The organism is Shewanella fidelis ATCC BAA-318 (assembly GCF_000518605.1).
GTDB classification, from domain to species: domain Bacteria; phylum Pseudomonadota; class Gammaproteobacteria; order Enterobacterales; family Shewanellaceae; genus Shewanella; species Shewanella fidelis.
Genome location: NZ_JADX01000017.1, coordinates 57,754 through 73,175 on the forward strand (window position 1 = coordinate 57,754; position 15,422 = coordinate 73,175).

At 41.7% G+C, this 15,422-nt stretch carries 12 protein-coding genes; 5 read left to right on the plus strand and 7 right to left on the minus strand.

Features of this window, described 5'->3' with window-relative positions; all coding sequences use genetic code 11:
* Positions 1 to 225: 225 nt before the first annotated feature.
* Together L884_RS0108460 and L884_RS0108465 are read right to left on the minus strand one after the other, a co-directional pair.
* Positions 226 to 1,098: a hypothetical protein gene (locus L884_RS0108460; protein ID WP_028767087.1), complete on the minus strand. Its 873-nt coding sequence runs from the start codon at positions 1,096 to 1,098 to the stop codon at positions 226 to 228.
* Positions 1,099 to 1,467: 369 nt separating this feature from the next.
* Entirely contained in the window at positions 1,468 to 1,839 is a 372-nt protein-coding gene (locus L884_RS0108465; RefSeq protein ID WP_028767088.1) for a diacylglycerol kinase, read from the minus strand.
* A gap of 215 nt (positions 1,840 to 2,054) precedes the next feature.
* Here L884_RS0108465 and L884_RS0108470 point away from each other — a divergent pair, with 215 nt between their 5' ends.
* The gene (locus L884_RS0108470; RefSeq protein ID WP_051435587.1) at positions 2,055 to 2,915 is read left to right on the plus strand and encodes a DNA ligase; all 861 of its coding nucleotides are present in this window, start codon (positions 2,055 to 2,057) and stop codon (positions 2,913 to 2,915) included.
* 206 nt (positions 2,916 to 3,121) lie between these two features.
* Here L884_RS0108470 and L884_RS0108475 read toward each other — a convergent pair whose 3' ends face one another.
* Positions 3,122 to 3,778: a nitroreductase family protein gene (locus tag L884_RS0108475; protein ID WP_028767090.1), complete on the minus strand. Its 657-nt coding sequence runs from the start codon at positions 3,776 to 3,778 to the stop codon at positions 3,122 to 3,124.
* 347 nt (positions 3,779 to 4,125) lie between these two features.
* Between L884_RS0108475 and L884_RS0108480 the strand changes: the two genes are divergently transcribed.
* Entirely contained in the window at positions 4,126 to 4,617 is a 492-nt protein-coding gene (locus L884_RS0108480; protein ID WP_028767091.1) for a low molecular weight protein-tyrosine-phosphatase, read from the plus strand.
* Between the two features lie 73 nt (positions 4,618 to 4,690).
* Here the strand turns inward: L884_RS0108480 and ylqF are convergent, their stop codons facing one another.
* Together ylqF and L884_RS0108490 are read right to left on the minus strand one after the other, a co-directional pair.
* A complete protein-coding gene (gene ylqF, locus L884_RS0108485; protein WP_028767092.1) occupies positions 4,691 to 5,629 on the minus strand; it encodes a ribosome biogenesis GTPase YlqF in 939 nt (312 codons plus the stop codon).
* 117 nt (positions 5,630 to 5,746) lie between these two features.
* A complete protein-coding gene (locus L884_RS0108490) occupies positions 5,747 to 6,586 on the minus strand; it encodes an isopenicillin N synthase family dioxygenase (RefSeq protein ID WP_028767093.1) in 840 nt (279 codons plus the stop codon).
* A gap of 466 nt (positions 6,587 to 7,052) precedes the next feature.
* Here L884_RS0108490 and L884_RS0108495 point away from each other — a divergent pair, with 466 nt between their 5' ends.
* Positions 7,053 to 7,970 (plus strand): bifunctional methionine sulfoxide reductase B/A protein, encoded by a 918-nt coding sequence (locus L884_RS0108495; RefSeq protein ID WP_028767094.1) that lies wholly within the window; start codon positions 7,053 to 7,055, stop codon positions 7,968 to 7,970.
* Between the two features lie 131 nt (positions 7,971 to 8,101).
* On the opposite strand, the gene L884_RS0108500 is transcribed toward L884_RS0108495, so the two are convergent.
* Together L884_RS0108500 and rne are read right to left on the minus strand one after the other, a co-directional pair.
* On the minus strand, positions 8,102 to 9,661 hold the full coding sequence (locus L884_RS0108500; protein ID WP_028767095.1) for a SulP family inorganic anion transporter: 1,560 nt from the start codon (positions 9,659 to 9,661) through the stop codon (positions 8,102 to 8,104).
* 129 nt (positions 9,662 to 9,790) lie between these two features.
* A complete protein-coding gene (rne, locus tag L884_RS0108505; protein ID WP_028767096.1) occupies positions 9,791 to 13,177 on the minus strand; it encodes a ribonuclease E in 3,387 nt (1,128 codons plus the stop codon).
* A gap of 599 nt (positions 13,178 to 13,776) precedes the next feature.
* Between rne and rluC the strand changes: the two genes are divergently transcribed.
* Positions 13,777 to 14,736: a 23S rRNA pseudouridine(955/2504/2580) synthase RluC gene (rluC, locus tag L884_RS0108510; RefSeq protein WP_028767097.1), complete on the plus strand. Its 960-nt coding sequence runs from the start codon at positions 13,777 to 13,779 to the stop codon at positions 14,734 to 14,736.
* The gene (locus L884_RS0108515) at positions 14,733 to 15,380 is read left to right on the plus strand and encodes an HAD-IA family hydrolase (RefSeq protein WP_028767098.1); all 648 of its coding nucleotides are present in this window, start codon (positions 14,733 to 14,735) and stop codon (positions 15,378 to 15,380) included. Before rluC ends, L884_RS0108515 begins: the two co-directional genes overlap by 4 nt.
* The last annotated feature ends 42 nt before the right edge of the window (positions 15,381 to 15,422 follow it).

Sequence of the window (15,422 nt, forward strand, 5' to 3'; positions counted from 1 at the left end):
TTTTTTATACCAATCAGTATAAGAATTTGATCAATTCAGAACGAATGTTGGCAAAATAAATCAAAGCGAATAGCTGCAATAATGGTTATTCCCTTAAAGCCAAAAGCGCCTTGATGGTAGATTTTTTAGATTGACAGGGGATAACACCGTCTTCAACAGACAATACTTTACCCAAAAATTGAACCTTACAGATAGAAAGCTTGTTACTGGTATTAAAGCTGAAATTTAGAATTGATAGCTAATCGATAACATAGGGCCAGTAAAACTATAGTAAATATTGTAATCGGCGAGCTTGATATCGGCTTCGGTAAATGTGGAGGCGTATTCAACATCGACCTCGTAGTAATTAAATGCTGCTGTCATATGCCAGTTTTCGCTTATTTCAGCTTCAACGCCTAAGCGAACGTCGACTAATCCGCCTTTCAGATCATCAAGCTTAATATAGAAATACTGGGCATGACCATTGAGTTTAAAACCTGGGTAAAATTCATAAGCACCATAGACACCAATATCTGGCAGTGGTGCTGAAAGTTTTTCATCGACAACTTTAGGTACATCAATTGTATCGGGGCAACGATTTTCTGTGCTGGCGTCACAGATCCCAATTTTGCCTTTAAATGCGGTTTTAATAAACATAGCATGCAGGCCTACAGATACACCTACATCATAGTTGTCGCCCTGCCAAACGTCATAACCGTAACCGATACGCATGATATCGATATTGAGGGTACTATCGAGTGAAATACCTGACTTTACGTCATAGGTCGTATCATCCCAAGTAAATTGAAAAGGCTTCTCTACGGATTGAACTAGTGCATTGCGGTGGAGTTGTTTCCAGTCAACATACAGAATATGGCGATCATTGAAATGGTGGGAGAATTCAAAAAAAGGTAAAAACTGTGACTCTTCAAGTTTTAAGTCAGACTCGAAATCCAGAGTAAAAGCGTTACCTAAAATAGGATCGTTAACATCAATCGTAGAGTCGGTGTTGGCATAAAATCCACCAATACGAATAACAGTGTTATTGCCGGCTAAAGCCAAGGGACTTGCAATTAATACAAGTAAACTAATGCTGCGAATGATGAAACTTTTAAGCATTAAAAGTGACTCCGTCGTTCTTATTTTTGTAGTTAGATAATGACGCTTTATTATTATTTTCATCCCTAGCATAGCAGGATCTTTCTTGTTGTGAATAAATTGTTTCAAAAAAGTAGCTTTTATTTGATCTGTACTAATAATATTACTCATCCCCCTTTAGCAGAGCTAAATGGTATTAATCTAAGAGTTGATATACTGCTAAGGATTTATGGGGAGTGAGGGGGGAATCATGGAGGATTATGCTGAGGTGTAAGTGCTGTTATGGATTAAATGATTGACTAATTAGCAGTAGCTAATGTCGGTTACTAATACAAGTTATTATGGCGAACTAACAATAGATTAATTCGCCGTTACCTTACACTGTCCGCTTTAGATCAGTTTAGGCAATAGAATAATAGCCCAGGTAAGACCGCAAAACATTAAGCTCATGAAAACAGCTGCAGATGCAATATCTTTTGCTTGACCGCTCAGAGGATGGTGTTCGTCACTAATCCTATCAACGACAGCTTCAATTGCTGAATTAATTAACTCGACAATTAACACTAAAAATAGACCTAAAATGAGTAATACCCGCTCAACTTGGCTAGCATCTACAAATAATGCAATGGGCAACATGATTGCTGCTAAGACCAATTCTTGACGGAAAGCCGCTTCATTTTTCCACGCTGATTTTAAACCTTGTATAGAAAACCCTGTTGCTCTAATGACACGCTTTATCCCTTGATTATTAGCTGGTTTCATAGTGTTCCATTATTTGGTTATGCCAATGAGTTAACACTCAAATTGGTGTACACGTTACGTTTTCGAAGATTATAGCATGAACAAATTATCTATAAATCCTCGCTAGATATGATGGAAAAGCTAAAGCCGAGGCGTTCAGATCATTTTGGCACTTGTGAGGATGTTACCTAAACTTACATCACAGGATGTGAATTGATTTGCAAGGAGCAATTATTATGTCTATTCGTTATACACTGTTGTTGCTATTGAGTTTATCCTACACGGCTGAGGCACCAGCTGCTTCTAAGTTAGCAGTTCCTTCGCTAAAGCCATCTATCCAACTTGCTTCAAGGCAGTCAGAGCCTATCTCACAACTATCGGATTACTTAATCAGTGAAAAACTTGATGGTGTCAGAGGCTATTGGGACGGTAAAACACTATATAGTCGTTCAGGACGAAAAATAGCGGCGCCAGCTTGGTTTACTGCAGGCTTTCCAGACTATGCATTAGATGGTGAGTTATGGATCTCCCGCGGTGCATTTGAGCAAGTATCGGCCATTGTGAGGAAATCTTCTGCAACAGATAAAGAATGGCAAAGCATACGTTTTATGGTATTTGATTTGCCCGGCGAGAAAGTAGCGTTTGAGTTACGCTATCAAAAAGCAGTCAACGAGTTGAGTGATATCAGCCCTTATTTGCAGGTGTTAGTGCAATACTCACTCAATGATCAAAAGCAACTTGATACTCATTTGCAAGCAGTGATAGCCGAAGGCGGTGAAGGGCTCATGCTGCATAAAAAGTCAGCGCTTTACCAGGTTGGACGCAGCCAAGATATCGTTAAGCTCAAACCTTTTTATGATGCAGAGGCAACCGTTATTGCCCATAAAGCAGGTAAAGGAAAGTATAGTGGTATGCTTGGTGCGTTAGTCGTTGAAAATAAGCAAGGTAAAATATTCAAGTTGGGAAGCGGCTTTACTGATGCGGAGCGTTTAAATCCACCTCGCATTGGTAGTTTGGTTACTTATAAATATTATGGCGTAACCCAAAAAGGTACACCTAGATTCGCCAGTTTTTTACGGGTAAGAGAAGCACATTAAATAGCGAATTTGCTGCAGTCTTACATTTTATTTTGCAATTAGTCTTGCAATATTGTGGCTTAAATTTAGCCAAAGATTATTTCTTACAACTAGAAATAGCATTGCGGTTTTTAAGGTAATAACGATAAGGGCTCACGATGTTTGTTGAGCCCTTAATAAATCCATTATAGGAATGAGTTGTTTGCTGTGGGGATTCTTGCTCTAAATTACAATACCTGCACAACTTGCTCTACAGGTAAACGTGATTTTGGCAATGCAGCATTGTAATCTTCAGAGTTGTGATGATAACCCATAGCTAACGCCACACCGCAAACATAACCATCAAGCTCTTCTTTAAAGATTTCGCCAATCAGCGCACTATCAACACCTTCCATTGTGGTGGAGTCAATACCTAAACGTGCAAGTACGTGTAAGGTATTACCCAGTGCTAAATATGTTTGCGCTTTTGTCCAAGTAGAGTTGTCGCCATTTTCATCTGTATTTAATTCAACAAAGGCGTAGGCTCCAAAAGCCTGCTCGCGCTCTTCAGGTTTTGTGCGTTTGTCTTCAATACCTTTATCAACCACTTTTGCATAATCGTCACGAGTATATTTTGGGTTGTGAGCAAACAGCACTATGTGTGAAGCCGCTTTGATATGTGGCTGATTAAATTGGAAGTTATTGGCAAAGGTGTCATGCATACGTTGCTTAGCTTCGTCACTCTCAATGACAATAAACTTCCAAGGCTGTGAATTAATTGACGAAGCTGATAGGTTCATCGCTTGGTAAATTACATCAAGATCTTGCTGAGGAATGCGCTTCGATGGGTCATAGCGCTTTGCAGTGTAACGGCTTTCTAGATCTGCAATAATTGGGTGAGTCATATTCATTTCCTAATGTTAAGCGGTACAAGCAATTTAAACGTTGTCGCTATGCTACCTAGATCTCTGCAATCGAAAAACAGTGATTTAGTTGAATGATTATCAAGATTCTATTGATAATAGATTGTTGAGCTCATAGATAATGATTACGCTCTTTGTATAGTTTAGTTTGAATGTAGAACTAAGTTAGGTAGATAGTGGCTTGTTGAATTTAGCCGAAAATACAGTTTTGAGTTGAGTCGCTAGTCACACATTGGTTTAACTATGGGTTACTAATAACATTGAATCCTTGGTTAAATACCCAATGGTATTCAGGAGTAATTAATTTTATAAGTCGTAAATGAGGAACTATGCCAACAAAAATTAATGCTGTTCTATTTGTATGTATGGGCAACATATGTCGCTCTCCTTCTGCTGAAGCGATGTTTAAAGCAAAGGCGGCAGAGGCAGGTCTTGACATTGAGGTTGATTCTGCAGGCACGATTGCTTATCACCAAGGTAATCCACCCGATAAACGTTCTGTTGCTGCGGGTATAAAACGTGGCTTGGATTTTACCGGAATGAAAGCAAGACAAGTTGAGTTGAACGATTTTAGCCATTTTGACTTAATTCTGGCTGCTGATAAGCAAAACTTACACGACTTACAGCGTATTTGTCCGCCACAGTTTCAATCTAAGCTAGCATTAATCTTAGACTTTTGTGAATTTGAAGCTGGTATTGAAAATTATGTTGAAGTGCCTGATCCCTATTACGGTGAGGGAGATGGATTTGAGCTGGTATTAGATCTTCTCGATAATAGCTGTAGCCAACTAGTGCAGCGCTTGCAAAGGGGAACGCTTTAACAGCATACAGCATAAGCTTGAAGTTAAAAAAGCGCTAATATTAGCGCTTTTTTAATGAGAGAGATGGCATAAATTAGCTTAAACGCTTACCTGAACGTTTTAGGCGCTCTTGCTCTTTACGCGCTTGCTCTTTAGCCTCTTTTTCTGCCAGCAATCTTGCTACTTCGATTTTTTCGACTTCGGCCATTTCTGGAGTCTCCAGTGACAATTGACCTATGCGTCCTGCGCGATAGTCGTGGAGTAAGACTTCTGATGCTTTATGCAAATCGATTCGTCCGCCCGGACGCAATGCCCCGCGGTTACGCCCAATAGCCTCAAGCAATTCAATATCGGTATCTGGCATTTGTTTGATTTTATAGCGCTCGGCAATTTCATTTGGATAAGCCGTTAAGAAATACTCTGCGGCAAACATGGCCACATCTTCATATTCCATAGCTGTGTCTTTAATTGCTCCTGTCACAGCAAGGCGATAACTGCTTTTATCGTTATCTACTTTTGGCCACAAAATACCTGGCGTGTCAGACAATACGATGCCATTTTTTAAGTTGATACGCTGCTGGGTTTTAGTCACGGCAGGCTCGTTACCTGTTTTGGCGATCATTCTGCCTGCAAGGGTATTGATAATGGTGGATTTGCCTACGTTAGGGATCCCCATGATCATGGTGCGAATATCTTTTTCGATTTTGTCGCGACTCGGTACAAATTTACGGCATAAATCTGGAATTTTTTTAACTTGTCCAGCTTGTAATGTCGTGATTGCCATTGCCTTAACACCTTGTTCTTGTTCAAGGTATTCAATCCAAGCTTGAGTCGTTTTAGGATCGGCTAAGTCTGATTTATTCAGTAGTTTGATACAAGGCTTGTCACCGCGAAGCTTCTGCACCATAGGGTTTTCACTACTGTAGGGGATCCTCGCATCAAGCACTTCTATAACTAGATCGACTTGAGGCATAACCTCTTCAATCTCTTTGCGTGCTTTGTGCATGTGTCCCGGATACCACTGAATTGCCATGTGTGCGCTCTACTATCAAATTACATAATTGAAAGGATTTTACCTTGTAATGCTTAAGTTTAACAAACAAAAAGCACCCTAAGGTGCTTTTTGGCTGCATATTGGGTATTAATGGTGCTAAATCACGCCTAATTCACGTAGGCGCTCCATTAGGTAGCTATCGGCTGTATATTTGTCTGATAGTTTTACTTGTGGGTTTGGGTGCAGAAAAAGGGGTAATGAGATCCTTGATTTACCTTTATCTAGCCCTTCTGGGTTGATGACTCTATGGCTTGTTGACGGGAAGTAACCATTAGATGCTTCTTGTAGCATGTCGCCAATATTAATAATTAGGTTGCCAAAATCACTTGGCACATCAATCCAAGTGCCATCTTTTAGTTGCACTTGTAGTCCAGGTTCATTTGCAGCAGGTAACACCGTTAGTAGGTTAATGTCTTCGTGCGCTGCTGCACGGATAGCGCCCATTTCTTCATCGCCTGACATAGGGGGATAATGCAGTACACGCAGCAGCGTTTTTTGGCTATTTTCAATCATTTTGGGTAGGGCAATTGAAAAGTGCTGTTTTACCTCATCAGGTGAGTGTTGCTCAACCCAATCGAGTAATTCGGCTGCTAAGCGGTTAGCGGCTTCATAATAAGTAAGGATATTGTCTCTCAACGAGTCAGGTATACGCCCCCAAGGGTACACATGAAAGTACTCCTTAATATCTTTTACGCTATGACCTTTTGCCGTTTCTGAAATTTCTGCAGGAAAGAAACCATCCTGTGTTTCAGGTTTGAACAGGTAGTTGCGTTTCTCTTCAGAATTAAAAAATGCCTGCCATTCACGGTAGATATCTTCTACGAGTTGCTGATTAATAGGGTGGTTGCTTAAAACGCCAAAGCCTGTTTCTCTTAATGAAGTGACAAATTTGCTTGCTGCATCATTAGCACGATAATCGATAGTTTCTAATGTCATAGTATTGTTCTTATTATCAAATTTAAGCCAAGTCTAGCGATGTAAAATAGGATGATCAAACCTAAGTGAGCTTGATCACACTTGTTATTGTTCGGGTTAGCGAAAGCACTAAAATAATCACTCAATAACTAATTTAATTTTAATCGGTTAACAGATAACGCTTAGTTAAAAATTAATCAAAACTTGTGAGTCAATTAAGGCTAGTTTTCTGACTTTTGAAATCGTTAACTTTATATTGGCCTAGTTGGTAGTGATAGATGGGTAAATTGAGATGCTAAGCTAGAGGCTTAAGGTCAACTTACAAGTTCACTAATATAATAAACGGAGTAATCTTGAAAGCTATCTGCAGCGTATAAGGTCTAGTGTATTGATTTATTCGAGAGCAATCGTCTTGATGATAAAAAAAGCTGATAACAGTTATGATATTGAGCAGAACGGCATAGCGGTATAAGGGGTTGATATTTTAATGGGTAAACTTACTGATTTTGAAAAATACGTAATCGAGCAAAAGGGCACTGAGAGACCTTTTAGCGGCGAGTATAACCAGCATGATGCGAAAGGAGTATATTGCTGTAAGAAGTGTGATGCGCCGCTATATCGCTCTGAAGATAAGTTTAATGCTCATTGTGGTTGGCCAGCTTTTGATGATGAAATTAAAGGTGCGGTAGCTCGTCATATAGATGCAGATGGTAGCCGTACTGAGATTGTATGTAGTCAATGTGGTGGTCATTTAGGCCATGTTTTTGAAGGTGAATTGTTAACGCCGAAAAATGTAAGGCACTGCGTTAATTCTGTATCTATGACGTTTAAGTCAATTGAGCAGGTTGCTGAGAAAATTAGAACTGACTTGGCAACTTTTGGCGGCGGCTGCTTTTGGTGTATTGAAGCTGTTTTTGCAGCGATTAAAGGTGTGATAAAAGTCACCTCTGGTTATGCGGGAGGGGATAAGCATGATGCTAACTATAAAGCGGTTTGTAGTGGCAACACTGCTCATGCCGAAGTGGTACAAATAGAGTTTGATCCTAATGTGGTTAGCTTTGAAACATTATTAGAGGTGTTTTGGGCGAGTCATGATCCAACAACACTAAATCGTCAGGGTAATGATGTTGGCCCCCAGTATCGCTCGGTGATTTTCATTCATAATGAATCACAATCGGTATCTGCTAACAACATGATTGATGATTTAACTAAAGTCGGAGCTTGGCCAAATCCGATAGTCACCCAAGTCGTTGCTTATGATGGCTTTTATCCAGCAGAAAATTATCATAACGATTATTATGAGTTACATGGCGAGCAGCCTTACTGTCAAATGGTGGTTAAGCCTAAAGTTGATAAGGTGAAGGCGTTGTTTGCTGATAAGTTAAAAGAGTTATATACCAATTAGTATAAAGATTTGGTCGCTCTGAGTAGAACAACTTCTAATACTAATAGGTATTAGGGAGATTAAGCGTAATAAAAAGACAGGCATTGCCTGTCTTTTTATAATACTAATCCGAATGGGTTGTTAAAGTCTGCCTACGAATCAAGTTTATCGTCAGCCACTTTATAGTGCGGATCTTCAATGAGATTGACTTCAACGAGATCACCAGCCTTATCTAATAACGCTTTACAGTCTTTACTTAGATGGCGTAGGTGTAGGCGTTTGCCTGCGCCAACGTAACGCTCTGCGAGTGTGTCAATTGCGTCAAGCGCTGAATGGTCGCAAACTCGTGAGTTTTGGAAATCAACAATCACATCTTGTGGATCTGTTTTTGCGTGAAATAGCTCTAAAAACTCAGCTACTGAACCAAAAAACAGTGGGCCATTTAGTTTATACACTTTCCAACCATTTTGATCTTCACTGATCTCTACATTGATATGTTTTGCATGCTCCCAAGCAAATACCAGGGCTGAAACGATAACACCGACGAATACTGCAAATGCAAGGTCAGTAAATACTGTGACGATAGTAACCAGTACAATTACAAAGGCATCGTGCTTAGGGACTTTACGCATCACTTTGAAGCTTGCCCATTCGAAGGTACCTAATACCACCATAAACATCACACCAACAAGTGCTGCTAGCGGGATCATTTCAATTAACGATGAGCCAAATAAAATGAAGGCCAGTAGGGCAACAGCTGCAGTAATACCGGATAAACGACCACGTCCGCCGGAGTTAATATTGATCATTGACTGACCAATCATGGCGCAGCCCCCCATAGCGCCAAAGAAGCCACTTGTAATGTTACCCACACCTTGACCGATACACTCTTTGTTACCACGGCCACGAGTTCCAGTCATTTCATCGATGACAGTTAGGGTCAATAGCGATTCAATTAAGCCAACTGCAGCAAGAATGAGCGAGTAAGGTAAAATGATATATAAGGTTTCTAAGCTAAACTCGACCGCTGGAATTGAAAATGTCGGCAGACTACCTGCAATGGTGGCATTTTCATCACCGCTCATCGACTTTAAAAAGTCCAGTACAGTTCGAGTATCAAGATTTAAGAAAGTCACCAACAAGGTCACGGTAAGAATAGCCGCTAATGATGATGGGATAGCAGTGGTTAATTTAGGTAAAAATTGAATGATTGCCATAGTCAACGCTACTAGGCCAAGCATTAAAATTAGCTGATCTTGCGGTAGCCAACTCATTACACCATTTGCGTCAGGTGTTTTAAATTGTCCTAACTGGGCAAGGAAAATAACAATGGCCAAGCCGTTTACAAAGCCAATCATTACAGGGTAAGGCACAATACGAATAAACTTACCCAGTTTGAACACACCCGCTGAAACTTGAATTAGCCCAGCCAGTACAACAGCTGCAAATAAATACTGCACACCATGTTCGGCTACAAGCGCTACCATCACGACAGCCATCGCTCCAGTGGCACCAGAAATCATACCTGGTCGACCGCCAATCAGTGCGGTGATAAGGCCCATGATAAAGGCGGCATATAAACCAACCATAGGCTCAACGCCTGCGACGAAGGCGAATGCAACGGCTTCAGGAACCAAAGCAAGGGCGACGGTAAGCCCTGATAGTAAATCAGCCTTATGGCTGGCTGTTTTGTGGCGAATAAGATCGAACATTTAACCTCTGTTAAAATATTGTTTAATTGTAAAGGTGTGTTGGCCGCGCATACTAACAAAAATAGCGCAGTTTGAACATAAAAAAGCCATGCACGAATGCATGGCTTTTAGTTAACTCAACGAACTGTATTAGGTTCGAGCAGTATCAGAGTTCGCGCTGTTTACGACTTTTGGTTTTGCCGCTTCAGTTGATGCAGAAGCTTGATATTGACGGCCTGCAGGTGTTGCCACGTTTTCACGGCTTTCAACTGATGGTTTAGCCGTTTCAGACATTACCATTGAGCCAAAGCGGCTGGTTGCTTTCACTGCAGGTTTAGCTGCAACAGCTTGTGCTGGAGTTTCCACTTTTGTGTCAACTTCGACTTTAGCTGGCGCTGGCGCAATTGCTGCCGGCTTTGCCATAGGCGCTGATGCTGATTTAGTCGCGGTAGTTTCGGCGGTAGCTGGTGCTGCAACTTTAGCTTCAGTCGCTTCTTCAACAACAGGTGCCTCAACTTTAGCTTCAACAGTTTCAGTAACAACAGGTGCTGCAACTTTAGTTTCAGCAGTTTCAGTAACAACAGGTGCTGCAACTTTAGCTTCAGCTGTTTCTGTTACCACAGGTGCCTCAACTTTAGCTTCAACAGTTTCAGTTACCACTGGCGCTGCAACTTTAGCTTCAGCAGTTTCAGTTACCACTGGTGCTTCAACTTTAGCTTCAGCAGTTTCAGTTACCACTGGTGCTTCAACTTTAGCTTCAGCTGTTTCAGTAACAACAAGTGCCTCAACTTTAGCTTCAGCAGTTTCAGTTGCCACTGGAGCCTTAACTTTAGCTTCAGCAGTTTCAGTTGCCACAGGTGCCTCAACTTTAGCTTCAGCAGTTTCAGTAACAACAGGTGCTTCAACTTTAGCTTCAGCAGTTTCAGTTACCACAGGTGCCTCAACTTTAGCTTCAGCAGTTTCTGTTTTTGGCATTTGTACAGAAGCAACCTCGATTGGCTCGATTGCTGTTTCGGCTACGACAACAACAGGCGCTTGAACCTCTTTTGTTGCTGAAGCATCTTCAACTACATTTGGTTCAAATGCAGGAGTTGCATTTGCATCGTTTTGCTGCGCATCTTCATCACGGCGACGGCGTTGGCCGGCTGCACGTAGATGACGAGGACTGCGACGACTTCTGCGTTGACCATCACGTGGTTCACGCGTTGTTTCTTCTGTAGCAACTGTATTTTCTGTTGCATTAACAGCAGTGTCAGCTTCTGCTTGAGTGTTAACCTCTGCAGCAACCTTGTCAGTTACTTTTTCAGCAACTGCTTTTGCTTCTTCTGTCGCTTTAGGTGCAGAAGTTTCAACAACAGTTTGTTCAGCGTTTACATTCTCAACAGTTTCCACTTTAGCTTTTGGCTTACGTGGTTGACGTTTAGGTTTTGCTGGCTTCTCATCGTTTGTCGCTTTCACTTGGGCTTGCGCTTCAGTGGCTACGGCATCAGCTTTAACTTCTTCTTGCTGCTCGTTATTGACACGTACCTTACGGCGCATGTTGCGACGTTGGCGACGTTCGCGTGCAGCCTCTTGCTTTGGCTGATCATTTGATTGTTCAGCTTTATTATCTTTACGCGGTTTCTCATTACGAGATTGGCGTTTGGTATTTTCTTCCGCAGAAGAACGATTGTCACTATTGTCGTTACGGTTGTTTTTGCGCTTATCTTTTGCTTGATCCGCGTTTTCGTTACGGTTACGACGGTTATCGTTGCGACGGTTACTATTGTTGCGACGATTGTTATTGCGACCTTGATTACGGTTGTCTTTTTCTTGCTTCTTAGGCTCAGGCTTTGGCTCTTCTTTACTACCAAAAAGTGAACTAATCGCTGCTGCGATTTTCGCAAAGAAACCTGGTTCTTCTTTCTTCGGTGCTGCAGGCTTAGTGTTTTCAGCTAAGGCTTTTTTCGGCGTTGAGAAGCCTTTAAGTGCAGGCTGAGGAGAAGCGGCTCGCTCAAGTTTACGAGGTTCGTATAACTTAGATTCTTCTTTTTCTAATAGCTTGTAGCTTGACTCACTGATCTCATCATCTTTACGGTGACGAACAACACGATAGTCTGGCGTTGTCATGTTAGGATCAGGGATCACATACACTTCAACATTGTGACGCTTTTCAGTGATGCGGATTGCTTTGCGCTTTTCGTTTAGCAAGAAAGCAGCAACATCAACAGGTACAACCGCTTCAATTTGAGACGTGTTTTCTTTAATCGCTTCTTCTTCCATTAGACGAAGAATTGATAGCGCTAAAGATTCTGTGCCACGAATCGTGCCTTGACCATGACAGCGAGGACATAGGTGAGCTGCAGACTCTTCCAATGAAGGGCGAAGACGTTGGCGTGACATTTCCATCAAACCAAAGCGTGAAATGCGACCCAACTGCACACGAGCGCGGTCATGGTGTACAGCATCTTGCATACGCTTTTCAACTTCACGTTGATGGCGTACTGGCGTCATATCGATAAAGTCGATAACAACTAAACCACCTAAGTCGCGTAGACGTAATTGACGAGCAATTTCATCAGCAGCTTCTAGGTTAGTATTTAGCGCCGTTTCTTCGATATCACCGCCTTTGGTTGCGCGAGCGGAGTTAATATCGATAGAGGTTAATGCTTCTGTTGGATCAATAACAATCGAGCCACCAGACGGTAAACGTACTTCACGTTGGAAAGCAGACTCAATTTGTGTCTCAATTTGGTAATGAGTGAACAGTGGCACTTCAGCGTCATAACGCTTGATACGTTCAACAAAATCAGGACGTACTAAAGAAACGTGCTCTTTTGCTTGTTCATAAATACGTGGGTGATCAATTAAAATCTCGCCTACATCACGACGTAAGTAGTCACGAATGGCGCGAACAATAACATTACTTTCTTGGTGAATTAGGAAAGGAGCAGGGGCACTTTCAGCAGCTTCTTTAATTGCTGCCCAGTGATGCTGAAGTACTTTTAAGTCCCACTTTAGCTCAGCAGGATCTTTACCTACACCTGCAGTACGGACAATAAGACCCATACCTTGTGGTACTTCAAGCTCAGCAAGAGCGGCTTTTAGCTCAGTACGCTCATCACCTTCGATACGACGTGAAATACCGCCAGCACGAGGGTTATTTGGCATTAGTACTAGGTAAGAACCAGCTAGACTGATAAAGGTTGTTAGCGCAGCACCTTTGTTGCCACGTTCTTCTTTATCAATTTGAATAATAACTTCTTGGCCTTCTTTTACCACTTCCTTAATGCTAGGTCGGCCTTGGAAAGAGTAACCTTTCGGAAAGTATTCTCGAGCGATTTCTTTTAGTGGCAGGAAGCCGTGACGCTCAGCACCGTAATCAACGAAAGCCGCTTCAAGAGACGGTTCAACTCGAGTGATGGTACCTTTATAGATATTTGCTTTTTTCTGTTCATGACCTGGACTTTCAATATCCAAATCATAAAGTTGTTGCCCATCAACAAGGGCAACGCGCAACTCTTCAGATTGAGTCGCATTGATTAACATCCGTTTCATGATGACGTAATTCTTCTTTATATAAGGTCATCAAACGTTACAAATTTCACTGCATTACGGGCCTAGACTTACAATACATAGCCTCACGGCTAGTCTCTAGGCAAGGTGCGCATTAATTGTTAGACGCATTCACTGCGTGTCGCATCCTATTTATGGCTTATTTTTTTATGTTTACAAAAAACAAGGAATTCGTTGTTAAATGTCAACCAACCCCATAAATTCTTAAATTCTTTCCAGTAATGCCAATTCGAAATGGTAGCGTCTGACGACGAGTTAAAATTATTCTTCGAAATTGTGGCGTTTTCAGTAGAGAAACCAGTTGTAAGTTGGGTCTGTGCTTTGATTTAGTCGTGAAGGCAGTTTTTGTGGCCTTTTTATTGATACAACGACCCGTAAATCAATGATTTACTATCAATGCAAAAACATTTTTAGTCTCATACTGTAACGTTTTACCACGCTAGCTAAGGGATACTTAATCCGTAGAACGCCAGCAATAGCGAGGGAAATATAGCAATAATCAATAAAATCAGCAAATGGAAAGGCACAATTCTTTTGAGTTGTTGTACAATGCGTGGCAACGAAATATATAACGGCGCAACATGAATACTCCATCTTCAAAAGCACAGGTTCAAATGGTCACTATTGATGAGGACCACGTTGGACAACGTATAGACAATTTTCTTGTTACTAAGCTCAAAGGCGTACCTAAAAGTATGATCTATCGGATCGTGCGTAAAGGGGAGGTACGTGTAAACAAAAAGCGTATCAAGCCAGAATATAAATTGGCTGAAGGTGATGTTGTACGCGTCCCACCAGTTAGAATATCTGAGAGTGAAGGTAGACCCGGCCCTTCAGCGAAGTTGACCAAAGTGTCGCAACTTGAAGAGCGGATCCTATTTGAAGACAAATACCTTATCGTATTGAATAAGCCTGCAGGCATTGCGGTTCATGGTGGTAGCGGTGTTGAGTTTGGTGTTATTGAAGCCATGCGTTCGCTTCGTACCCAACAAAAGTTCTTAGAACTGGTTCACCGTTTAGATAAAGAAACCTCGGGCGTATTACTGATTGCCAAAAAGCGGAGTGCATTGCGTCATCTGCATGATCAGTTGAGATACAAGAAAATGCAGAAAGATTACATGGCATTAGTTCGCGGTGAATGGCAAGCTCACGATAAAGTAGTAAAAGCCCCTTTATTGAAACTGACACTAAAATCCGGTGAACGTATTGTACGTGTCAATAAAGAAGGTAAAGAATCTGAAACTCGTTTTAAGATCCTTCAGCGTTATAGTGATGCGACATTAGTTCAGGCTAGTCCAGTGACTGGTCGTACCCACCAAATTCGTGTGCATTGTCAATATACTGGGCATCCTATTGCATGTGATGAAAAGTACAGTGAGCAAAAGTTCGATGACTCAATGCGAGTGCATGGGCTGAATAGATTATTTTTGCATGCTGCGCAGTTAAAGTTTACCCATCCAGAAACTGAAGAAGTGATGCAAGTAAAAGCACCTTTAGACCCAATACTCGAATCAACCTTAAAGAAGTTAAAGAAAGTATGAAGCCTTACGAATTAGTCATTTTTGATTGGGATGGAACCTTAATGGATTCTGTCAGTAAAATTGTTACTTGCATGCAGCAGATGGCCACTGCGGTGTCTATCGAGATCCCATCTGAGCAAGCGGTGAGAGATGTTATCGGTCTCTCTATGGAGGAGGCATTTAAGGTGCTTTACCCATTGATGCCAGTTACTGACTTTGGACCAATGATTAATTCGTACAAAGATCATTATCTAACACTCAACAAAACCCCAAGTCCGTTGTTTGACGGAAGTGAACTGTTGTTAAATGAACTCAGTTCACGAGACTACCGCTTAGCAGTTGCTACAGGTAAAGGTAGAAACGGATTGAACCGAGTGCTTAGCGAAACAGGCCTTGGCCGTCACTTTGAGTCGAGCCGATGTGCTGACGAGTCAAAAAGTAAGCCTAATCCGGACATGATCCTTGAGTTGCTTGAAGAACTGAAAGTTAGCCCCAATCGGGCGCTTATGGTGGGTGACTCGCTACATGATTTAAATATGGCGAATAATGCTGGTGTTGATGCTGTCGGCGTGAGTTATGGCGCGCATAGTGAAAGTCGCTTACTACAGGCTCGTCCAAAGGCGATTATCCATCACCCGACAGAGTTGCTGACTATTTGTAAGTAAAGTGGTTTGATTTAAGGCGCCAGCTAGCGGTGTTTTGCTAGG